Origin of the sequence: Acinetobacter albensis (assembly GCF_900095025.1) — a bacterium.
Lineage (GTDB): Bacteria > Pseudomonadota > Gammaproteobacteria > Pseudomonadales > Moraxellaceae > Acinetobacter > Acinetobacter albensis.
Window position 1 is genome coordinate 90,791 of sequence record NZ_FMBK01000006.1, and the last position, 23,150, is coordinate 113,940.

At 36.9% G+C, this 23,150-nt stretch carries 18 protein-coding genes, 1 tRNA gene and 4 pseudogenes; 12 read left to right on the plus strand and 11 right to left on the minus strand.

Annotated features, from left to right (window positions below; genetic code table 11):
- Positions 1–109 precede the first annotated feature (109 nt).
- Positions 110–1,816, minus strand: a complete 1,707-nt coding sequence (locus tag GA0116959_RS06175; RefSeq protein WP_092719486.1) for an amidase family protein — start codon at positions 1,814–1,816, stop codon at positions 110–112.
- A 753-nt stretch (positions 1,817–2,569) separates the two neighbouring features.
- Here GA0116959_RS06175 and GA0116959_RS06180 point away from each other — a divergent pair.
- Positions 2,570–3,493, plus strand: a complete 924-nt coding sequence (locus GA0116959_RS06180; RefSeq protein ID WP_092719489.1) for a LysR substrate-binding domain-containing protein — start codon at positions 2,570–2,572, stop codon at positions 3,491–3,493.
- A 432-nt stretch (positions 3,494–3,925) separates the two neighbouring features.
- On the opposite strand, the gene GA0116959_RS06185 is transcribed toward GA0116959_RS06180, so the two are convergent.
- Positions 3,926–5,590: a BCCT family transporter gene (locus GA0116959_RS06185; RefSeq protein ID WP_092719492.1), complete on the minus strand. Its 1,665-nt coding sequence runs from the start codon at positions 5,588–5,590 to the stop codon at positions 3,926–3,928.
- A gap of 323 nt (positions 5,591–5,913) precedes the next feature.
- Here GA0116959_RS06185 and GA0116959_RS06190 point away from each other — a divergent pair, with 323 nt between their 5' ends.
- The 8 genes and pseudogenes from GA0116959_RS06190 (at position 5,914) to GA0116959_RS06220 (ending at position 13,700) form a co-directional block, all read left to right on the plus strand.
- The gene (locus tag GA0116959_RS06190) at positions 5,914–7,104 is read left to right on the plus strand and encodes an aromatic ring-hydroxylating oxygenase subunit alpha (RefSeq protein WP_092719494.1); all 1,191 of its coding nucleotides are present in this window, start codon (positions 5,914–5,916) and stop codon (positions 7,102–7,104) included.
- A gap of 1 nt (position 7,105) precedes the next feature.
- Complete coding sequence (locus GA0116959_RS06195) at positions 7,106–8,536, plus strand: aldehyde dehydrogenase family protein (RefSeq protein ID WP_092719497.1); 1,431 nt, start codon at positions 7,106–7,108, stop codon at positions 8,534–8,536.
- Positions 8,537–8,561: 25 nt separating this feature from the next.
- Positions 8,562–8,723, plus strand: a pseudogene (locus GA0116959_RS14405) (rubredoxin); the annotation flags it as partial.
- The gene (locus GA0116959_RS06200) at positions 8,712–9,917 is read left to right on the plus strand and encodes an NAD(P)/FAD-dependent oxidoreductase (RefSeq protein ID WP_244878576.1); all 1,206 of its coding nucleotides are present in this window, start codon (positions 8,712–8,714) and stop codon (positions 9,915–9,917) included. The pseudogene GA0116959_RS14405 and the gene GA0116959_RS06200, both read left to right, overlap by 12 nt.
- A gap of 11 nt (positions 9,918–9,928) precedes the next feature.
- Positions 9,929–11,245, plus strand: a complete 1,317-nt coding sequence (locus GA0116959_RS06205) for an NAD(P)/FAD-dependent oxidoreductase (protein ID WP_092719503.1) — start codon at positions 9,929–9,931, stop codon at positions 11,243–11,245.
- Between the two features lie 13 nt (positions 11,246–11,258).
- A complete protein-coding gene (locus GA0116959_RS06210) occupies positions 11,259–11,612 on the plus strand; it encodes an ethanolamine utilization protein EutQ (RefSeq protein ID WP_092719506.1) in 354 nt (117 codons plus the stop codon).
- Between the two features lie 205 nt (positions 11,613–11,817).
- The gene (locus tag GA0116959_RS06215) at positions 11,818–12,990 is read left to right on the plus strand and encodes a hypothetical protein (RefSeq protein ID WP_092719509.1); all 1,173 of its coding nucleotides are present in this window, start codon (positions 11,818–11,820) and stop codon (positions 12,988–12,990) included.
- Positions 12,991–13,144: 154 nt separating this feature from the next.
- Positions 13,145–13,700: pseudogene (locus tag GA0116959_RS06220) on the plus strand (MarC family protein).
- A gap of 42 nt (positions 13,701–13,742) precedes the next feature.
- Here the strand turns inward: GA0116959_RS06220 and yddG are convergent.
- Positions 13,743–14,645 carry an aromatic amino acid DMT transporter YddG gene (gene yddG, locus GA0116959_RS06225; protein WP_092719512.1) on the minus strand — a complete coding sequence of 301 codons (903 nt, stop codon included), beginning with the start codon at positions 14,643–14,645 and terminating at the stop codon, positions 13,743–13,745.
- 480 nt (positions 14,646–15,125) lie between these two features.
- Positions 15,126–16,034, minus strand: coding sequence for a LysR family transcriptional regulator (locus GA0116959_RS06235; RefSeq protein WP_092719517.1), 909 nt, complete (start codon positions 16,032–16,034; stop codon positions 15,126–15,128).
- Positions 16,035–16,207: 173 nt separating this feature from the next.
- Here GA0116959_RS06235 and GA0116959_RS06240 point away from each other — a divergent pair, with 173 nt between their 5' ends.
- Together GA0116959_RS06240 and GA0116959_RS06245 are read left to right on the plus strand one after the other, a co-directional pair.
- Positions 16,208–16,756: a 2,4'-dihydroxyacetophenone dioxygenase family protein gene (locus GA0116959_RS06240; protein WP_092719520.1), complete on the plus strand. Its 549-nt coding sequence runs from the start codon at positions 16,208–16,210 to the stop codon at positions 16,754–16,756.
- Between the two features lie 127 nt (positions 16,757–16,883).
- The gene (locus GA0116959_RS06245) at positions 16,884–17,963 is read left to right on the plus strand and encodes a glycerol dehydrogenase (RefSeq protein WP_092719523.1); all 1,080 of its coding nucleotides are present in this window, start codon (positions 16,884–16,886) and stop codon (positions 17,961–17,963) included.
- Between the two features lie 41 nt (positions 17,964–18,004).
- On the opposite strand, the gene GA0116959_RS06250 is transcribed toward GA0116959_RS06245, so the two are convergent.
- Positions 18,005–18,775, minus strand: a complete 771-nt coding sequence (locus GA0116959_RS06250) for an SDR family NAD(P)-dependent oxidoreductase (protein ID WP_092719526.1) — start codon at positions 18,773–18,775, stop codon at positions 18,005–18,007.
- A gap of 56 nt (positions 18,776–18,831) precedes the next feature.
- Entirely contained in the window at positions 18,832–20,130 is a 1,299-nt protein-coding gene (locus GA0116959_RS06255; RefSeq protein ID WP_053579766.1) for an MFS transporter, read from the minus strand.
- Positions 20,131–20,438: 308 nt separating this feature from the next.
- On the opposite strand from GA0116959_RS06255, the pseudogene GA0116959_RS14530 reads away from it, so the two are divergent.
- Positions 20,439–20,566, plus strand: a pseudogene (locus tag GA0116959_RS14530) (recombination directionality factor); the annotation flags it as partial.
- Between the two features lie 167 nt (positions 20,567–20,733).
- On the opposite strand, the gene GA0116959_RS06260 reads toward GA0116959_RS14530, so the two are convergent.
- The 5 genes and pseudogenes from GA0116959_RS06260 to GA0116959_RS06275 all read right to left on the minus strand — a co-directional run bounded on the left by GA0116959_RS06260 (position 20,734) and on the right by GA0116959_RS06275 (position 23,068).
- The gene (locus tag GA0116959_RS06260) at positions 20,734–21,048 is read right to left on the minus strand and encodes an AzlD family protein (RefSeq protein ID WP_092719529.1); all 315 of its coding nucleotides are present in this window, start codon (positions 21,046–21,048) and stop codon (positions 20,734–20,736) included.
- Positions 21,045–21,755 (minus strand): AzlC family ABC transporter permease, encoded by a 711-nt coding sequence (locus tag GA0116959_RS06265; RefSeq protein ID WP_092719532.1) that lies wholly within the window; start codon positions 21,753–21,755, stop codon positions 21,045–21,047. Before GA0116959_RS06265 ends, GA0116959_RS06260 begins: the two co-directional genes overlap by 4 nt.
- Before the next feature lie 574 nt (positions 21,756–22,329).
- Positions 22,330–22,476 (minus strand): annotated as a pseudogene (locus GA0116959_RS14505) (integrase); the annotation flags it as partial.
- Positions 22,470–22,679 (minus strand): phage integrase central domain-containing protein, encoded by a 210-nt coding sequence (locus tag GA0116959_RS14510; protein ID WP_092719534.1) that lies wholly within the window; start codon positions 22,677–22,679, stop codon positions 22,470–22,472. The gene GA0116959_RS14510 and the pseudogene GA0116959_RS14505, both read right to left, overlap by 7 nt.
- Positions 22,680–22,992: 313 nt before the next feature.
- A tRNA-Arg gene (locus tag GA0116959_RS06275) sits at positions 22,993–23,068 on the minus strand.
- Between the last annotated feature and the right edge of the window lie 82 nt (positions 23,069–23,150).

Here is a 23,150-nt window from a genome sequence, read left to right on the forward strand (position 1 = left end):
CTCATTTTTTCACTTCGTAGAAGATTTTTATGTTAAATAAATGATCAAAAGGCCCATGAATCAGGCCTTTTGTATAAGGTGTATTATATTAATTTTAGTAAAATTTAAATTAATATAATTTTGTTATAAGTGCAGGGGTATGTGTTGGTATCATTCTTACGGGATTTACTTTTTCAAAAGCTGTGGCAATTTCAAATAACGTTGGCTCATCAAATTCTCTTGCAATAAATTCAATATTAACGTTCATTGGATAAGCACTACGCTTTTCATAATTTACTGTACCTGCTGGTAGTGATAATGCAGGAAATCCAGAAAATGGGCTCATACGGTTATTACTTCCAGTCGTTGGACTAGAAGGAATATTATTCGTTAAACCTGTGATTGATGGATATGCCAAAGCATCGAATCTTTGACCTTTAGAAATACCATTTAAGTGACTATTTTCTAATGCTGAGTTTAAACGAGAACGCACAAAAGGCGCACGTACTAAAGTGTTTAAGTGATAGCGATTAATAAACTCTGCACTGGTTGAATCAGTATCATAACTTTTGAAAGATTGAATCATTCTTCCACTATTCAATAAGTCGATATAGGATTTATACCCTGTAGTAGCTGTTGCTAAATAATCTGTTAAAGATTGCTTGAATTCAGAATTTGAAAGACTTGAAAAACGTCCTGTATAACCTGAATTACTTGTAATATCAGAACTTCCTAAAATAGTACTGAGATCAGATATCTCTACCTCTTCTACTATTGCACCTGCTTCACGCATTTTATCAGCAGCTTTTGTAAGCACCTCTTGAACTAAAAGACCTTCTTCACTATTTGCATAAACATTTTTTACTAAACCAATGTGTTTCCCGGCTAACGAAGCATTTATTGGAACATAATTTTCAAGTTGATTTATTAAAGCTCGATAAGCAGTCTCAGAATTTAATAATGGTGCATCATGTGCAAAATCACTCCGTTGATTTGAGCTAGAGGATGGGTCATATCCAACCATAGCTGTAAATAATTTTGCGCAATCAACACTCTGACGACACATAGGACCGGCTGTATCTTGTGTTGGTGCTAGTGGAATAATGCCGTCTAAACTAAGAACACGTAGGGAAGGCCGTAAACCAACTAAGCCCTGAACTGCTGATGGGACACGGATAGAGCCACCTGTATCTGTACCAATTCCAACCATAGCTAAACTAGCAGAAATAGCAGTTCCTGTACCCGACGATGAACCACCAGGGCCTTTTGTTAGATCATAAACATTCTTTGCTTGCCCTCCTACTGTAGACTTTCCACCAAAGCCAAAGGCAAATTCATCAAGGTTTGCTTTACCAATAATTAGACCACCTTGCTCTTTAATATTTTTAATAATATACGCATCATCTTGTGGAACGTTATCTAAAAGGGCATCTGAACCTGCTGTATTTGGCATATTAACAACATCTATATTATCTTTGGCTAATACAGTGACACAGTGCAAGTTGCCTTTGAATTTACCTGTTTTTTTATAGTACTCATCAAGTTCAACGGCTTCTTTTAATATATTTGGATTTACTGAAATGACACTATTTAGAGTAGGGCCTTGTTTATCATATGCATTGATACGATCTAAATAACTTTGCACAATATTAATGCAATTTGATCCATTACTTTTTAAAGAAACGTGTAAATCAGAGATAGTGGCCTCTAATGGTTCAAATGGAATTGGTTCAATAGAAGGTTGTGAAACTAATTTTTCATCATTATCGGAGCTTCCGCAGGCTGCAATTAGTGTGAAAAGTGATGTAATTAAGGCTGATTTTGTAAAATTATTCAATTGATAAGTCCTTGCATTAGTAAGTAAATATCTAATTCCAGCAAGATCTATACCAATAAAATTTTTACTGAATTGAAAGTGAAAAATCGAAGAATTTAGCATACTAAAAGCAGACATTTCTATTTGGGGTTTACAATCGAATTTCGTATAAGAGGTTTTATATTAAGTACATGATGAAAAGGCCCATACGAGCCTTTTCTATAATATGTACTAGGTTAATTTTCCTTATCCAATATTTCCAAAGCAGGCTAATTTCACAGTTGGTCGTGTTGATTGTTTAGCTTGGAAATCAATTAATCGATTGAGTCTAAGTTGACTAATCGTTGATAATGGGGGAGCTTCGGCTCCTTAGTTTTTGCTTTAGAACTTAATAGAAACTTAAAACAATTAACTATCAAAATCCTTTAATTACACTATGGGTCATTGGGAGGATAAAGCTATATAAAAGGGTATTGGTGAGTTTTTCCCAATATTCTAGACATGAGATAATTTTTTTGAAGCTTGCGTAAAAAGTTTATAAATTTAATTACTAATTGTAGTTAATCATGATTAAAACTCATGAATCAAATACTTTTTCTCACTTTTTATTAATGTTTATATATGACATTTTATTGCGAAAAGAGTTTTCAGTAAAACTACAAATTTAAAAGCAGGAGGAGAGTAAATTTAAGTAAGGATCAAGATTTGAAACTGATGATAACTTATCACGTTTCTATCTCAGAAATGGAAATGTAGGACAAATTAGGAGTGTCCATGAAAATCAAACCATTGCCACCTATGAATAGCCTTATTGTATTCGAGGCAGCTGCACGCCACCTCAGTTTTACTCAGGCAGCAAACGAATTGAATGTTACACAAGGTGCAATTAGTCGACAGATTCGACAGTTGGAAGACTATTTGGGTAAAGAGTTATTTATTCGAGCAAATAGAAATATTTTTTTAACTCCTACAGGATTGCAATACTATAAAACAATTTATAGCGCTTTATTAGATGTTGCACAGGCAACTGCTGAAATAAAGAAATGGAAGGGTGAACATCAAGTTACAGTCGCAACGACTAATGCGATGGCAGCACTTTGGTTACTACCTAAAATTGCTGCTTTTCAACAAAGTGAAGGCATTGATTTAAGAATCTTGACTACAGAAAATATTCAAGATTTATATAAAATGGATTTTGATTTAGCTTTATTTTATTGTCGAGTACCTCCTGTTGATATGAAAGTTACTACTTTATTTCCAGAGGAAGTATTTCCTGTGTGTAGCCCAAGTTATCTCTCACAATTCAATAAAGAGACTGAATCTGAAAATATATTTGCTAAAAGTTTATTGTATTTAGATGATTCTCAAAAGGATTGGATTACTTGGGCAGAGTGGTTTGAAGCTGTACATTATCCAGTGATCAAACCTAAAAACAGAGTGAATATCAATAATTATCCAATGTTATTACAAGCAGCAATTAATGGGCAGGGGGTTGCATTGGCATGGGGCTCTTTAGTAGATGATTATTTAAAAAGTGGTGTATTAGTCCGGCCAATAGAAACGGTATTACGCACTGAAGCAAATTTCAGTATGCTGGAGCCTACGGATAGAGGCGTAGTTCCTCCAAGTGTGAAACAATTTCGTAGTTGGTTGCTGGAACAGCTTCCAGGACAGATTGGGCAAAAGGGCTTGAATTAATTGGATATCTGTTTTTCTCTTAAAGAGAATGGACGAAGAAAGTTCCATTCTCTTAATTGCCTCTTTAATTAATTAAAATAAGCTGGATAAGCTTTAACGAGATGATTTGAGCTGCGGGGTTGAAAGGGGAAGTATGATAGTGTAGTCACAATGCTTTGATTTAGTTCAGCGGTTGCATGCCATGACCACCGCGGATTATAAGCATTCCACGCTCGATACTGATCACAGCCGCTTACTTAGCTTGTAGAATTTTTTCTGCTTGTTGAGTATCAGTGATCAGACCAACAGCAATAATAATTCTATTGTGCAGTTTTAGATGAACAAATTGAATCGGTTAAAAGAGCAAAGACATTTTATTTGCTGATGTATAAATTTAATATGAGATTAATAAAACAGGAATCTAAATGATCCCTGTTTTATTAACGAATACGATTATTTTTCTGATGTGGTGTTATCTTTTTCTGTTTTAAATTCGTCAGGGCGAAGATGATCTGGCATCATTACCCAAGCTTGGGGGTCTTGACGTAAGCTTTTAATCAGTGAGATACACATAAGACAGAGTAAAATTGAAATTGGAAAACCTGCGATGACACATGCTGTTTTAATGGCCTGAAGTCCCCCTGCTAATAAGAGCCCACCACCAATCAATGGAATAATGATACTCCAAATTAATCGTATCTTGATGGATGGGTTCGGATCCCCATTAGAATCTAGAAAGCACAGTACTAATGTTCCAGAATTAACCAATGTAATCACATGAATTGCCAGTAATAGACAGAGTAATGCACTGAGAAAGACTTGAGTATTATGACTTGGTGTTAAATGATCAAAGAAAACAAATACTGCACGTGCGGGATCTTGTTTGGTTGCTTCGGCAATCGACATTTGATGTGCCGTCGACTTTTCTATAGGAGCAGTAGTTGCTTGAGCTCCCTTCACTACAATTTCCTGTGCAGTGGGTTGATGATTGGCTTTTTCAATATTGAGCGCAGCACCACCAAAAGCGGCAATCCATATAAAAGTCAGTAAGGTGGGTGCCGCAAGTGAACCGAGAATAACTTCACGAATAGTACGGCCTTTGGAAATGCGGGCAATAAATAAACCAACAAAAGGTGCCCAAGTCATCCACCATGGCCAATAATAGGCTGTCCACCAGTTTTGCCAACCTGTATCTTTTTGCGCATCACTCCATAAGCTCATACTTACAATATGCTGTAGATAATCACCAATCCCTTCAAAAAAGGTATTAAAGATATAGCGAGTTGAGCCAATAAAAATAATAATAAAGACTAAAAGGTAAGAAATAATCATATTGCCTTCAGCAATAATCTTAAAACCTTTACTGATTGTTGACATTAATGAAAGAGTTGCCAAGGCGCATAAAATGAATACCATGACCAGCTGAATTTTAACATCAACAGCAATACCAAAAGAGTGATTTAAGCCGACGTTGAGTTCAAGAATCCCCATACTCAGAGATTGAGAGATACCAAAAGCAGTAATAACAATAGTTAAAATATCAACGGTATTACCAATCGGGCCATAAATTTTATTCCCAATAAGAGGGTATAAAACTGATCGCATTGCAAAAGGCAAATCTTTACGGTAGGCAAAATATCCTAAAGCAACGGCTGCAAGTGAAAATAATGCCCACGGATGTAACCCCCAATGGAAGAAAGTGAGTTGCATGGCCATTCGGGCAGACTCATCAGATAGACCTTGAGTAAATGGATTACTTGCATAATGGCTAATTGGCTCAGCAACAGACCAAAACATTAGACCAATACCCATCCCACATGAGAAAAGCATGGAAATCCAAGCGATATTACTGTATTCAGGCTTGTCATTATCTTTACCTAAACGAATATGACCAAAACGGCTCATACACAGGTAAATAAGAAACCCTAATATAAATGTCGCTAAAAAAAGTAGAAACCATTTTGCATTTTGTAATAGAACATTTGCAATGAGCCCAAAGTACTCACCTGCTTGTTTTTCCTGAAAAATACAAAAAGAAATGAAAACAAATAGTAATAATTTTGCGCCAATTGAGACAGTAGGATTCAGTCCGGAGAGGACTCCTGATGTAGTACGCATAACTCCTCCTTGGATGCGTTGCAGCAGCTAACAGCCTGTTAACTGTTTGTGCAGATCACAAAAGAGTAGAGATATACCTTAGGGAGGCTCAACCCATTTATTCTCATCTCCAAGTGAGTTTTTGTAATAAGTCTATATTTTTAACTGCGTACTTTAATGAATAAAAAATACATGATTAAAACTCATGTGTGCCGACCCAAAAAGTCGTTTGTCTATCATCAGGATGTTGAACACAATCTCAATAAAGCAGCACATGGTGCTAACGAGTAGTTAATACCAACGCAGGGAGCACTGCGTTATTCAACGTAAATGGAGATTATCAGATGAATAGTCAAGTTAGCCAGAAACTTATTACAGTTCAGCAAGTCGACAATGTTTTAAACCCGATTACAGAATCAAATGGTATGCCAAATATTGCCTATACCAGCGATGAATATTTTAATTTTGAACGTGACAATATTCTTAGTAAAACTTGGGTTTGTGTAGGTTTTGCTTCAGATCTTCCTAAAAAAAGTTATGTAAAGCCTGTTAATTTTATGGGTATGCCGCTTGTTATGATACGCAACCGTGAAGGTCAGATTCAAGTCTTCCATAATGTTTGTAGCCATCGTGGAATGCAACTCGTTCATGAGGAAGGCAGTATTGAAGGTGTGATTCGTTGCCAATATCACTCATGGAGCTATGATTTAAACGGTAACTTAAAGGGTACTCCACATGTTGGTGGAATTAATCAGCATAAAGATGAACGTTTTAAATGTGAAAAGCATGGATTAAAAGCTCTTCGTTCAGCAATCTGGATGGATATGATTTTCGTTAATATCTCGGGTGATGCCCCAAGTTTTGAAAATCATATTGCACCACTAGTTGAGCGTTGGACACCTTTTTTGGGAGAAAACGGTTTAGAGCTTATTCGTAGTAGCAAAATAGGTTCAACTTTCGAGTTACCTGTAAAAAGTAATTGGAAGCTTACTGTTGAGAACTATTGCGAAGCCTATCATTTGCCGTGGGTACATCCTGCATTAAATACCTACTCAAAATTAGAAGATCATTACAACATCATGTTTGAAGACCGTTTTGCAGGTCAGGGAAGTTATAAATACAACCTTTCTGCAACGGCAGGTACGCATTTACCAAAATTTCCAAGCTGGCCTGAAAATCAATTACGTCATGCGGAATATGTGGCTGTGTTCCCGAATGTATTGCTAGGCATACAGGCTGATCATGCATTTGCCATGATGATTGATCCAATTGCTCCTGAAAAAACCATTGAAAAATTACGTTTGTATTATGTTGGCGATGAATCTTTAAATCCTGAATATGATGCATGTCGTGAAGCAACATTAGAGTCATGGAAAGTTGTTTTCGCTGAGGATATTTTTGCCGTAGAAAATATGCAAAAAGGTCGACATTCTCCTGGTTTTAGTGGAGGTGTTTTCTCTCCTGAAATGGATTTACCAACCCATTTCTTCCAGCAATGGTTGGCAACTCAAGCTAAAGCAGCTTTGGAGGCTTAATATGCAACACTACCTGAATTTTATTGATGGTCAATGGCGAGATTCTTTGCGCCATTTGAAAGTCATTAATCCAGCAACAGCGCAAGTATTTGCTACGGTTGCTCAAGCGAGTATTGAAGATGCAGATGCAGCTATGGCAGCAGCTCATCTATGTGCAGTTAGCGGAGCATTAACCGATGTTCGTCCAGCACAACGTACTACATGGTTATTAAAAGCGGCAAATGCAATACGTGAAATAGCTGCTGAGGGAGCATTAATCCTTTGCCGTGAAAATGGTAAAAACTTAGAGACTGCCCGAGAAGAATTTGATGAAGCCGCGCGTTACTTTGAGTACTACGCAGGAATGGCAGATAAAATTGAAGGAATTTCTGTGCCTTTAGGCAAAGATTACATTGATTTTACATCTTATATTCCAATGGGAGTTTCAGTTCAAATTGTGCCTTGGAATTTTCCAGTTTCAATTTGCGCGCGTTCTTTAGCACCTGCTTTAGCTGCGGGCAACGCAGTTGTCGTGAAGTCGCCTGAAATATCCCCACTAGGCATGATTTTATTATTTAAGGCCCTTGAAAAAGCTGGTTTTCCTCAAGGCGCAATTAATTTGTTGTGTGGCAAAGGCTCAGAAGTCGGTAGTCATTTAGTTAAACACCAATACACCAATCAAATTGTATTTACAGGTTCTGTGCCAACGGGTCAGCGTATTTTAAGAGATGCAGCTGAGCGTGCGACACCATCAGTGATGGAGTTGGGTGGGAAATCAGCAGCAATTGCCTTTGCTGATGTTGATCTTGATCAATTATTGCGTAGCGTAAAAGTCGGTATTTTCTATAACTCAGGACAAGTGTGCTCAGCAATGTCACGTTTGCTTGTACATCGCAGTCGTTATGAAGAGGTAAAAACGGCAGTGGTTGCTTTGGCAAAGGGGCTGAAAGTGGGTGTAGGTGAAAATAATGCTGAACTTACTCCAGTTGTATCACATGAACAGCAACAACAAATCTTAGCGATGATTGAAAAAGCACGACAAGAAGGTGCCAACATTGTTACTGGTGGATGCGCACCAAATTTATCTGGCTATTTTGTTTTACCGACAATCATTGAAGCCACTCCAGAGATGTCGATTGCACAACAAGAGGTTTTTGGTCCTGTCATGGTGATTATGCCATTTGAGACTGAGGATGAAGCTGTAGCTATTGCAAATGGTACCGATTTTGGCTTGGTTGCAGGTGTCTTTGGTGAAAATCTCAATCAAACATTACGTGTAGCGAATCGCTTGATTGCGGGGCAAGTTTTTATTAATGAATGGTTTGCAGGTGGTATCGAAACTCCATTTGGTGGTGTCGGATTATCTGGGTTTGGTCGTGAAAAAGGGCAGGAAGCCATCTTTAGTTATGTTCAAACACGAAATATTGGCATTCGTTTGCAACATAACGTGTAAATAGTAGAAAAGGGAAGTAGACACGATGAGAAAGTGGTTATGTATTGTCTGTGGCTGGATTTACGATGAAGCGAAAGGCTGGCCTGACGACGGAATTGCTCCGGGTACGAAATGGGAAGACATTCCTGAAGATTGGATGTGTCCTGAATGTCAGGTAGGTAAAGCTGACTTTGAAATGCTTGATATCACAGACGATGTTCTTGAAGAACCTGCAATTGCTGGTTTAAATGTGATTGAACCTATTGTGATTATTGGAAGTGGTCATGCTGGGTACCAATTGGCTACAGCATTACGTAACCAATCTAAAAATGTGTCTATTACCCTATTTACAGCAGATGATGGTGGAATTTATAGCAAACCTTCTTTGTCGAATGCTTTGGCATTAGGTAGGGATGGGGAAAGTTTGGTAAGAGAGACAGCTTTGAGTTGGGAGCAACGTTTAAATGTACGTGTTTATGCTCACACGTATGTTAAGCATATTGATCGTGTGAATAAAAAAATTCATACCTCCATTGGTGAATATCCATATGGACGTTTAGTTTTAGCCACTGGTGCAAGTCCAATAACCATTCCAATTCAGGGGGATACCTCTGATGTATATAGCGTAAATGATTTAGCTGATTACCGTCTTTTCCGAGAGAAGTTAGTAGATAAGCATCACGTCACTATTTTAGGTGATGGATTAATCGGATGTGAATTTGCTAATGACCTTGCTGCTCATGGTCTTAAGGTGACTGTAGTCGGGTTAGGTCAATCAGCTATGGGGCGTCTAATTCCCGAAGAATTAGGTCATGCCTTACAAAATGCGCTTAGCCGAATTGGGGTTGAATGGAAATTACAAAATAGTATTCAGTCAATCCAGAGTGTTAATAACCGTTATCAAGTTCAGTTACAAGATGGGCAGTTATTAGAGACAGACTTGATTTTGAGTGCGATAGGTCTACGTCCAAATATTAATTTGGCGCAAGCTACAGGCTTAAATACGTCACGCGGAATATGCACGAGTCTAGATCACCGTACCAGTGATGTGTCTATTTTTGCTTTAGGGGACTGTGCTGAAGTAGAGGGGCAATGGATGCCTTACATTAGCCCGATTAATCAAGCTATTCCAGCCTTGACGGATAACTTATTGGGTAAAGCTCAAAAGACTCAATTACAAGAAAGCCCTGTGATTGTAAAAACGCCAATTTTACCGCTTTCGCTGCTACCACCAATGGGTGATGGGAAATGGCTTGTTGAGCAGCATGATGGTGAATGGAGTGCAGGTTTTTATGATGCTACAGGTAAATTAACTGGCTTTGCATTATTGGGGCGTCAGTTGCAACAAACTCGTAGTCAATGGCTTGCAAAACTGAACTCCCATCAACCATCAATAGTTTAAGGAAGAACAAGATGATTGCTTTACCGAATGATGATAATACTTGCGGATGGTATGCAGCATTACCATCAGCAGCACCAGCTAAGAAGTTAGTTGGTACACAAAAAGCCGATTATGCAATTATTGGTGCAGGTTTTGCGGGCTTAGCGGCGGCGCGTCGCCTTGCTGAGTTAAAACCAAATGCGCGTATTATTTTAATTGATGCACAACGTGTTGCAGAAGGTGCATCTGGTCGTAACTCAGGATTTGTGATTGATCTACCTCATAAATTTGCATTAGGGCATCCAGATCCAGCGCATAAGCAAAAGCTATTAAGTTTGAACCGAGCAGCAATTTCTCAATTACAAGGTTTGGTGGAAAAACACCATATTGAATGCCAATGGTCTGCTGCGGGTAAATATCAGGGAGCTATAGGTGAACGAGGTGAAGCACATCTTAATCACTTTGAACACTTGATGAAAGATCTCGGCGAGCCATTTCGCTGGGTGGAAAAAGAAGAGCTGAAAAAGGTTCTAGGAACTGATTATTACAGCCGAGCGATTTTCACCCCTGGTTCTTATTTAATGCAGCCAGCGGCTTTAGTCCAAGGTATGGGCGAGCATTTACCTGAAAATGTTGAATTATTAGAGCAATCTCCCGTTCGTAGTTTGAGCAAAGAGAGTGGACAATGGGTACTCCAAGGTGATCATGGCTCAATAACCACCCCAAAATTGCTCTTGGCCACCAGTATTTTTACTAAAGAATTTGGCTATTTAAAGAATCGTTTGTTACCTGTTATGACATTCGCCAGTTGGACCCGTCCACTAAACGATGAGGAAATGAAGCGTTATCACGGTCAATTGGATTGGGGTCTTACACCAGCTGATCATGCAGGTACAACCTTACGTATGACTGCTGATCGCCGTATCTTAATTCGAAATACCTATAAACATGTACCAAAGTATGGTGCAAATGCGAGTGACGAAATCCGTCGCTGGATTCAAGAAGATCATCGTAAGGCCTACTTAGCACGTTATCCAGAATTGGCAGATGTTCCATTTACCCATACGTGGGGTGGTGTTTATGCTATTTCTCGTAATTTCACCAATTTCTTTGGTCAGCTGGAAGATGGTGTTTATGCCAGTGCTTGTGACAATGGTGTCGGTGCTGCATGGGGAACTATTTCAGGAACCTTACTTGCAGATTTAGTTGTCGGTACAGACTCTGAAGCCTTAAAAGATATCCAGTATGTGACAGGTATGCCGAGTTTAAATCCCCCAGAACCATTTTTAGGAATTGGGGTAAAAACGCGTATTGCATTTGAAAAGTGGCGCAGTCGTAGTGAATTGTAAGTAGGATAAAGATATGAAAGAAGTGAAGTTAGTTGATAGTGCCAAACTCGATTTTAATTTACGTGGCGAAACTCCAGATGGGACAGCTTATGTTGCAAGAGCAGTCGGTGCGGATGTTTCACCCAATATGGGGATTGGATTTGCACGTTGGGAAGGGGCGGAAGTCACTTGGAAATTGCTCTATGACGAAGTAATTTTCGTGATAGAGGGATGTTTTGAGTTAACTGCTAACGGTCATAAATATGAAGTAAAGCCTGGGCAAATGTTGTGGATACCAGAAGGGACAGAGCTCATATATGGCGGGCATGCCTTATTTGGTTATGTGGTGCACCCAGGAAATTGGAAAGAATTGCACGGCTTAGCATAAATACTGGAGTAAGCGTTTCGTTAAATAATACCTAGTACCACTGTTATGTAATCTTTTTACGTTATAGATCGAAATCAGGCCTATAACGATGAATTCATAAAAAATAAAATTCGGGAGTTTCACTTGAAGGGAGACATATTGTCTGAAAAAATTAGAAAGCAAGAAGAGCTTTCGATTAAATCTTCATTTAAACAAGGATATGTAAATGAGAAAGACTTTTTTTAAAATTGGGTTTGGCCTACTGAGCTGTGGGATGATATTGCCTACTTTTGCTGGTGTAACTTTTGGTGATCCGCAAAGCGAATTGGGGGCATGGACGATCTCAGGTGCAGTTCGTGCCAACTACCAAGATAAACATTATGGTGAATCTGTATCTGATCAAAAAATAAAATTTGATGCTGCAATTCTACGATTAGGTTACGAATCCCCAGATTGGTTTGGGCAGGCTGAATATCGTTGCTATCAGTATGATACTTTCTGTGACTTTTCAACGCTGGTTTCAGGGTATGTAGGTTATCGTTTAAATCCGACAGATAACATTACTGTAGGTTTACAAGCGATTCCATTTGGTCCGGGACGTTATTGGGATAGTAGTTTCTATGCCGGTATTAACAATACCATGGGGCTTCAGGATGCATTAGATTTAGGATTGAACTATCACTTTGAAATGCCTACAGCAACTAAAGTTGATCTCGCCTATTTCGCTACTGATGGCGGGAACTATCATGGTACAAGTAAAGATGCTGCACGTTATACCGCCAATGTAGTGTCATCTTCCGATCCACTAAAAACAGATTTAAATGAAAAAAATATGTGGATGGCTCGTGTAGACCAAGAACTAAAATTTTTAACTACAGATGACTTTAAAGTCTCTTTAGGTGGGAGTTACTGGTATTCAGAAATTGAAAATGAAAAGGCTTCAGCAGATGGAACAAGAAATGCTTGGGCACTGTTCAACCGAATTAATTATAAAAATTTAAATGTTGTTCTTACAGCCGGTAAGCAGTCGATTCATAATAAAGATGCATTGAGTCCACATAGCTCAACTTTTGGTTCTTTCGATGGAGAATATGATATTGCCAATAAAGGTTATTTCTACACTTTAGACACAAACTATGTCTTTAAAAATGTCCGAGATTCGCTCAACGTAACCCCGTATATGGTGTTTAGTGGGTTCAACAAAAAAGAGCAAGGTTTTGATGACTCGCAGCGAAATATTTTTGGCGTTGCTTTTGACTATAAAAACGTCACGTTATATACCGAATACCTAATGAGTAAGAATGATCCATTTGTAGGAGGTACAACTACCTCATTGGCAGCAGGTGATGATGGCAAGTGGAATAAGTTTTTGAATGTGATGTTGGTTTATAGTTTCTAGAAATTAGTCAACTATTTTAAGACCTCAAGCAGCTACATGATTTTTTAAATTTTTCAGGAAGTTACTAACTTCCTGAACTTGTTTTAAGTATATCCAATAATGACCTCATCTTATTTAACGACTTTTATTCTTTTCTTTATTAAATCCATTCCTAATGAGTATCTACATGATTGGGTTGATTAGACATACTGAAGCCAAGGTATTTAATCGAGTAATCATACAAAGGTAGCCTAATTGAATACGTTGTTTTTCTTCTTTTTGCATGGAGCGGAGAAGCTATCTTTAGTCAGTATCTAAATGTACGGTTCGAATCCTTTTTAATTTTTGGAGGGTTAATCTTTTTAGTGATTGGCTATCGATTTGTCTTTCCATGCGCTAAAACGATCGGAGAAATGCGTGGCGCACCTGAGCACCTTGCTGGAACCGTAACGATGCCTTTTATGATTGGGTCAGGGACAATCAGTGCAGCAGTCGTCACAGGGATGAGTATGTCGATTGGCGAAGCTGCTCTTATTATTGCTTTCACATTATTTTTAACTTGTAGTGTATTGATCATCATGAAACTGTCGCATGAACATTTAAAGTCTAGCCATGCAAAATATATTGATCGTTATTTTGATATTGTAGGAAGGCTTGCAGCATTGCTAATTGGGACAATTGCAATCGATATGATTGTGAGCGGAATTACTAAATTAGTCGAGAAGGCTTAGCAAGTAAAAAGCCAAAGAAATTCTTTGGCTTTTTAGAGAAAATTAGGTGGCTAGTTTTGGTTGTTGAACTTGATTTTTACGAATTGAAAGCCAGCAAATAATTGATCCAATGGTTACTGTAATTGCACCATACCAGAAATTCGTTGATAGGCTTGAATGTAAAACAATAACTGAAAATGCTGAAGAGAGCATGGGTGAAAAATAGGAAAGCATTACCAAGATAGGCATATTGCCTTTAATAATGCCAATATTCCATGCTAAATATCCCATTGCAAAAAAGAATGCATTAATCAAGATGAAGAGATAACTTGTCATAGCACTAACATTCGGTAGGTGAATACCTTGGGTTGAAAGTGTGATAATCCACAAGGCAATCGCAGTTAATATAAAATAAAGTGATACTGCATTCGTACCATTACTATGCTTTTTGGTATAAATACAATATATAGCCCAAAGTAATGATGCTAAAAATATTAATAAATAACTGATGGGATTCTTATAAAAATTATCAATAAAATTAAGGCCCGGATGATAATTAATCAGCACGATACCAGAGAAGCTAACAAGTACTCCTATGATGGTTATAAAATTTACTTTTTCTTCTTTTAAAAATGCGAGCATTAAAATGATTAATGTAGGCCATAAACTAAAAATGATATTCATTTCAATCGATTTTTCAGATGACTGAGCTAAGGTGATTGAGAATGCGAAGCACAATTCAAAAACAACAAAGAGTAAACTAGAGAAGAATAAAAACTTTTTAGAAACTTTTTTAAAATCAGGTAGTCCGTAAGAAAAATATAAAATTACAGCGCTTAAGGTATAGACGTAAGTTACCGTATAGATGGGGCCAAATATTTCAGTCGATAGTCGTAACAAACCGACTAAGGTGGACCACAGTAAGAGCGCTAAAATACCTATGCTGGTTGCAATCTGACGGTTCATGGAGTTTGTCTGATTTAAATAAGGTTAATAATAATTTTTTAATTCGCAGTTGAGAAGTTCTATTCACATGATGATTTTTCATAGACCAATGAGTTTTTATTATGGGTTTTATCTTATTAAAGTTTAAGATTATTTTTAGAAAAGTGATCATCATTAAATTTAGTATACAGTCAATCCATTGTATTAAATTTAAATGCTCGTCTAAAAACAATATTGCTAAAAAAATAGTTAAAATTGGGCCACCGGATCAAATGATGGAAGATTTAGAGGTTGTAAGCATTCAATGCTAAGTATAAGTAAAATAGTGGGTAAAACAGTAGCAAATATTCCCAGTCCTATTGCATACCAAACAATACGATGAGGAAGCTCATTTAAGAATATAAGAGGTTCAGGTACTGTTACAAAATAATGTATAAAAATACAAAACAGGAAATAGATAAAGCTCGTTCTTTAAGAAAAAATAATAACCCATCCTTTATATTAAAAATCTATTTTCCATGGATGTAACTTTAGTTTTTGTTGTAAAAATTCAATAAAACATTTAATTCTAGGGCTTTGTAATTTACGGTTAGCATAAATGACATATAGCGGTTCTTTAATTTTAGATTTGTATTCAGTTAGAATTGGAACCAATTTACCTAGTCGAATATCATTACCTATATGGTAATCTGCTAATCGTATTATTCCTTCTCCTTGAAGCGCTAAATCTCTTAAAAAATCACCTTGAGAAAAAGATGCCAAAGGCTTTATAGGAGTGATGAAACTTTCATTATTCTCGACAAAATCCCATTTATTCCAACTACTAGCAAAATTAAAATGAAAACATCTGTGCTTTAATAAATCTTGTGGGTGAATCGGATTGCCAAATTTTTTTAAATATGTTGGTGATGCACAGGTAATCCATTCACTTTCCCCAATTCTTGTTGCTATTCTAGAAGAAGAGGGAAGAACACCCCCATAAATTGCAATATCAACGCCACGATCAAAATCATCTTGATAAACCGCATTTAATTCAAAATCTATATTGATTAAGGGGTATTTGTCTAGAAATTCTGCTAGCCAAGGTAAAATTTGATATCTAGCAAAAGTGGGCATCGTTCTTATCTTTAAATTGCCACTAATTGTTGTCGGTAGCCCTTCGGCTAAGGAGTCTGCTTCTGCCATTGCTGAAACAACATTTTTTGCACTATTTAAATAGGCTAAACCTTCTTCAGTTAAGGTGATTTGCCGAGCACCTCGCAGGATCAATCTCACACCGAGTCTATTTTCTAATCGACTGATTAACTTACTCATTGCAGAAGGGGTTAAATCATGTGCTCTTGCCGCAGCTGAAAAGCTACCATGCTCATAAGCCCACATAAACGCCATCATTTGTCGATAGTTATCCATGGTGTGACCTCGAAAAAAGATATGAACTGCTTGGAATGAATTTCATCATAGCAAATTTGAATACTTATTCCCTTGCCTAAGGTTCACATATGTTTTGAATTGTATGCAATCAACGTCCATTTTTCTTTTGCTAAGATCTTGTCTATTCAAGATTCATATTCAAGGAGAATAATATGACTGCACAAAGAAACCCTGAACCGACAGATAACGAAGAGTTAATGCCTTTTCAGCTTCCACAAGTTCCTTATATGTCTGCCGACTTGGTTCTTCCTGGGGTATTAGATAAATACTTGGAAGATGATAACTTATGGGTTCCAACTTCAGATTCGGTGAGTTTTAAACCACTATTGCTGAATACGAGTGCGGGTTATTACGTAAATTTATTACGTGTACGTAAAAGCGGTGTCTTATCTCGTCATCGTCATACAGGGACTGTGCATGCTGTGGTTTTAAAAGGTCGTTGGTTTTATTTAGAACATGATTGGGTTGCAGAAGAAAAATCCTTTGCATTTGAACCCCCTGGTGAAACACATACCTTATTTGTTCCTGAAGATGTTACAGAAATGATTACTTTATTTATCGTGCATGGCGGTTATACCTATGTTGATCCATATGGTAAAGCGACGGGTTACGAAGATGTATTTACAAAGCTTGAAAGTACACGTGCTCACTATAAGAATATAGGTATTCCAGAGTCAGAACTCGAAAAAATTATTCGATAAGCCTTTATCTTTTATTACAAAAAATGCCGATCATCAATGGATTTGGCATTTTTTGTTTCTCATTATTCAAAATATAAAAAGTCTCAATTGAATGACTTAGATGAGCAAGTTTTGATAAGGAAATAAGATGTTAAAAATTATGGGTTTTCCAGGTGAATATGTTCAAGGACCCAATGCTTTATCGAGTATTGGTCAAATTCTTAAACGACATCAATTTCAGAATGTTGCCATCATTTATGATCAGGCGACTGAAGGAAGTATTTTAAAGAAAGCCAGTGACTCTCTCGAAGCGGAATGTATTCAATATTCAAGTTTTAAATTCAGTGGGGAATGCTCATATGCAATCATCAACGCATTGAATGAAGAAATATTAAAATATTCTCCAAATGCCATCATCGGTTTGGGGGGAGGGAAAGCGATGGATACAGCAAAAGCTGTTGCAAAATCGATGAATATTCCCATCATCATTTGTCCAACAATTGCCTCAAATGATGCACCTACCAGTCGTTTAATTATTATCTACGATGAGTTTCATAAAGTCCAAGCCGTTGAAAAAACTAAATCAAATCCTGAAATTGTAATAGTTGATACCGAAATTATTGTACAAGCGCCAGCCCGATTTTTTTCTGCAGGTATTGGAGATGCGATTAGTAAAATGTTTGAAGCGAATCAATGTCACGATTCAAATGGCTTAAACTCATTTGGGACGCCACCTTTGGAAACGGCATTACTCCTTGCGAATAGCACTTATCGTAATTTATTGAAATGGGGCAAACTCGCACTGGATGATGTCAAACTCAAAAAGAATACCAGTATTGTTGAAAAAGTAGTGGAATCAACCGTCTTGCTGAGTGGTTTAGGCTTTGAAAGTGGTGGGTTATCATTAGCCCATGCACTTATTCGTGGCTTAACAGCAGTACCTCAGCTCTCTTTACAATTGCATGGTGAATTAGTTGCCTATGGAACTGTTGTTCAAGCAATTTTAGAGAAAAGAGAGCCCATTTTTATTGAAGAATTAAGACGTTTTTTAAAGTCAGTTGATTTACCCACCACAATTTATGATTTAGGTTATGCGCATGAATTGAAAGAAGATGATCTAAACACCATTATTTCAAATACGTTAAGTAATTCTTATAGTGAAAATTTTGTACCTAAAATTACACCTGAAGCTTTAAAACAAGCATTAATTCAATCAAATCAATTCTAGTCTTAAAACTAAAAAATAATGGGGTTAAACCCCCATTATTTTTATCGCATAAGCCAACCACCTGAGACATCAATGACTTGTCCCGTCACAAAATGACTTTGGTCTGAGGCTAAGAACTCGATAACATCAGCAACTTCTTGAGGTGTACCTAGACGTCCTAAAGGCGTATCTGCGATAAACATACTATTGACCTCTTCACCCACTGCTGTAACCATCGGTGTTTCAATACGTCCAGGTGCAACTGCATTTACATTAATATTGAAAGAACCCAATTCTCCTGCAAGATGACGAGTTAATCCCGTAATTGCAGCTTTAGTGGCACTGTAATGACAAGAGACAATAGGTAAAAATGCGTGAGCGGCTACAGATGATGTATTAATAATTTTTCCAAATTTATTGTTGATCATTTCTGGTACTAAAATACGTATAAAATTAAAAGTTCCATTTAAATTTACATTGACGACAGTATTCCATTCCTCTGGTGGTAAGTCCCATATTTTATAAGGTTTACCGTCATGCTTAGGAGAAATTCCAGCATTGTTGATTAACGTATCTATAAATCCAATTTCATTATAAAAATAAGCGTATGCTTTTTTGCAGCTTTCATAGTTAGAAATATCAGCACAATAGGCCAGAGCATTAATCCCTTTTGCTAAAAGCTCATTTTTTTTAGCTTCTAACACTACATTATTCAAATCTACAATCGCGACAGTTGCACCCAATAAGCCAAAATGCTCTGCAATTTTTGCTCCAATTCCACTACCTGCACCAGTCACGAGAACCGTTCTATCTTTAAATTTGCTACTTTGCATATTTACCTCATTAAAAAAGAGGTTATGAAGACATAACCTCTTTGTAAGTATTTAAATTATTTGATTTTATTTAAATCAATACCTGTGTTGTTTTTCCATGTCAGCACGGCAAGGGTCGCTATAATTGAAACGCTAATCAGATAGGTATTAAATACCCATCCTTTATCAATAGAATATAACCAGGTGCTTACGTAAGAAGCTGTACCACCAAAAATAGTGACAGCTAATGACATAAAGACTCCAAAAAATTTTGTTCTATATTTTGTTGGAACTTGTTCTGACATTGCAGCAGGTTTACATGACATTAAAAACCCCATCGTTAAGAGGCCAATAGTTTGTGCAACTAATAGGGTCCAAGGTTCGTTGCTAATTAAAGACCATAGAGGAAAAAGCAATAAAGAAGAACCGATGTATGTGATTAAAGTATTGTTTTTTCTTCCAATATAGTCTGATAACAACCCCTGAAATGGTAAGCAAATGAGGTAGATGACTTGCGCGATACAACTCATAATGAATGCATCTTTTGCAGGCATTTTTTGAATACCGATCGCGTATATAGCCGCACATGAAACCCAAGTATAAAAAGTTAAAGTAGAACCTGCTTCATACCAAAACAGTTTAAATCCTGAAGTTAGAATTTTTGAAAGTGGCCAATTGACCTCATCTACCTGTTCATTGTTATCACTTTCAATATGTGTTTCGAGCATATTTCGGCGTAAATAAATTGCAAAAAAAGCCAATACACCCCCAATCGCAAAAGGGATACGCCAGACCCATTCATACATTTGTGCTTCTGAATAAATAACGTTTAGTATGGCAACAAATAAAGTTGCAACAAGTGAGCCTGCACCGACAGCAAAAAAAGACATACTTGACCATAAGCCACGTCGCTTCGGTGGTGCTATTTCTGCAATATATGCATAAGAGGTTGCTGTTTCACCACCATGTGCAAAACCTTGAACGAGTCGAGCCATTAATAGTAATGCTGAAGCCCATGCACCAATTTTTTCATAAGATGGTATGAATGCAATCATTAAGCTTGCTAGGGCCATCATGACCATAGTAACGAGCATGATATTTTTTCGACCATACTTATTTGCTAATGGACCAAATACAAAACCACCTATCGGTCTAGAAATAAATCCTACTGCAAAAACTGCTAGGGTATTAAGTAAGGCTGATGTTGGATCAGCTTTATCGAAAAGAGCTGATGCAATATAGATAGAAGCTACGGCATAGATTGTCCAATCATACCATTCCAATAAATTTCCAACGCCACTCGCAATTAATGATTTTCTTATATCCTTTCGTGATGGTTGTGCTGTTTTCCCTTCAATTTCGGTAAAGCTAGACATATAAATTAATCCTTTATCAATCTCTAATCATTCGTCCATGACCATCCAGTAGTTAACTCTTAACTCGTGGTCAGAGACATATCCATGTTTTATAAGTCATCGCTATTTTTTCATATTTATGAGAACTGAATGTTGAAGTAGATTCATAGAGGTTATGAATAGATATCAATGCACTCTTCAGCAAATTGTCTTTACAGATGCTTGAAGTGATTATGATAATTAATCAGGAAACAGCGGAACATCCTTGGATATTGTCTGATTTATACCGATTGGTGAAAGCCAGTTCAGAAAGCCCTGTAGTTTGATTAGATGAGCTGGATAACTTCATATTTATAATCATAGGCTTTAAAGCGAAAGGGCTTTTGCAGCCCGATTATCTTATTATTACGCTACATCGAATGCTTTGCTGTCGTGTTTGCTATGGCAGCTGATACTCTGAGAAAAACCTAGGAATCAAAGCTAACGAATGGTTGTGTATTATCTGATTAAAATCAGTGTCTAATCGATCTAAATTAGAGATAAAACAGTATTTGTTAAAGCAAATGATTAAGCGATAAATGTTTTGTGGACATAGATTCTAAGTTTCTTGAGCTTTCTATTTTTTCATACAAAATATTGACGAAATAATGCTGCTGCGAATATTCCTGCTGCAATCGCCAACAGCGGTTTCTTAACCGCTAGCATAACGATTAACGTCGTGAGTAAGGCTAAACGTGCTCCATTATCGCCTTCAACAGCTATAGGTGCTAAAAGTGCAACCAGCACAGATCCAGACATCGCATTAATGAAACGCTGTACGCGATCACTAATAGGAACATATGACATAATTAGAACACCACCCCAACGAGTGGCTAATGTCACAATGGTCATAATTAAAATAATAATCAATGGATAAGTGGTGCTAATTTCTAGGTTCATACTTGTTTCTCTTTCCAGAAAATCCCTACGATTCCGCCAAATAAGGCACCCACAACGACATGACTATTTTCTGGTAAATACCAATAAGCCAATAATGAACTACAGGCTGCGATTGCCCAGATCACCAGTATTCTTAGATTTTTTTGTCCGCCCACAACCATTGCCAGTAGAAAACAAGCCATGACCATATCTAATCCTAGCAATGCAGGATTATGAATGACATTACCAAAATAGAAACCAAGTCCTGTGCCTAAAACCCACGCGAGCCAAAGAGCAATGCCTCCTCCAAACAATAACCCCATCCCTGATTCACCACGATTAAATGCTTGGAGTGAGAGTGCCCAATTTGCATCAGAAATAACCAGTAAGATACTGTATCGTTTGATGGGAGGGAGGTGGCGTAGCCAAGGATAAAGAGATGCGCCCATTAAAAGATGCCGAGCATTGATAAAAAAAACTGTGATTATTAAGGGAATGAGTGATATTTGTGCACCCCATAGTTCTAAAATCGCAAATTGAGATGCCCCCGCAAAAACAAAGGTACTCATTAACATGATGGAGCTATTGTCTAGTCCAGTTTGAGTTGCAGCTAAGCCGAAAGCAGCCCCAAAAATTACCACGAAACATGAAATTGGAAGAAGGCTTTTAAAGCCAGACCAAACTTGGGAATAGCTTAAACTGTAAATATCTTGGTCAGCATTCGACAAAATAACGTCCTTATTTTTAAAACTTACTGGTGATTTATATACTTAATGATAGCTGATGAAGATTAGAGGATTTTTCACTTATTTTGTAATAAATTATGGTCTTATAAAGATAAAATGAAAAGCGTATAATTCTTGCATATCTTATTCGAAAATCGAATGCTTAAAGATAATTATAAATCTACAAAATCTTCAGATTGGTTGAAATGTTGTGTCGCAGTTGTTGAGATCGATTGTCTTTCAAGTACGGTATTGGAATTATATTGGTCAAAATCTGCTGTAAGTATGCAGCTAAAAAATTGGGAAAAGCTTTAAAATGCCATTTTTAATTAGAATTTATAGACAAATTTAACTCACTTTGAAAGGGCACTTCCTTTTATGCTGAGCAAGCTGGCTACTGGATTTACATCATGAAGGATGAATGGCATTTCATAGTGAAGAATGAACTGGTCTCCTCGATAATTAAGCTGCTAAATATTCAACCAGCTGTTTTAAAAATTTTTCATCTTATTAGATTGCTATTGAAATAGAATAGATTTGCGAAAAATCTACTAAAATCCTTCTTAATTTGATCACACTAATTCGACCATTTCTGCATCATTAATCTTCTCTTTTCTAAATGCTTGGTTCTATTATAAGCCCGACCATGCATGTTTTTGACTTGATGAGCCAGTTGTTGTTGCTCAATTAGTTCAATTGGAAAATCCAAACCCTCTTCTAAAATTCTACTTTTAAATTTTGGCTAACATCACGTTCACATAATCCGATTGAAACTGCATAGCGGAGGATTTGACTGCATTTTACTTTGAGCTTTTGGGCTGCCTCTAGTTTTTCTTGCTTTTCATAAATATGACAAAACTTAAAGATATCCGTTGGTTTAATTTCATGGATAGCAATTTGAAAACTAATAGTATTGCGCTTTTTCATGTATGGCCAATTGTAGTAAAATTTCCAATATTTATAACCATTTTTGTGAATAAATAAAGACCAAGACCATCTGAAGTTCGTTGATGTTTATTAGGATTTGCTTTGAGACTTTTATCTTACTATCAGTGAGACTTTTGATGATTTTTGGCATTTTTACAGCACAAGGTTTTGCGTATAAAAGTTTGTACTGTAAAAAATATTAGTCTACAAGAGATTTAATAAGATCAATTTAGACTTTAAATATTATAAAAAATTGATTTTATTATTATTTTAAAAATGAGTGAATTGAAAAAGTTGAAAATAAACCATAAAATGGTGCGCCCTGCGGGAGTCGAACCCGCGTCGGTCACTTAGGAGGCAACTGCTCTATCCAATTAAGCTAAGGGCACCATGCGCAGCTAATTTAGCGTAAATACACATAAAAAAAAAGTTATTGTCGAAACAATAACTTTTTAAAAGACAGATCTTTAT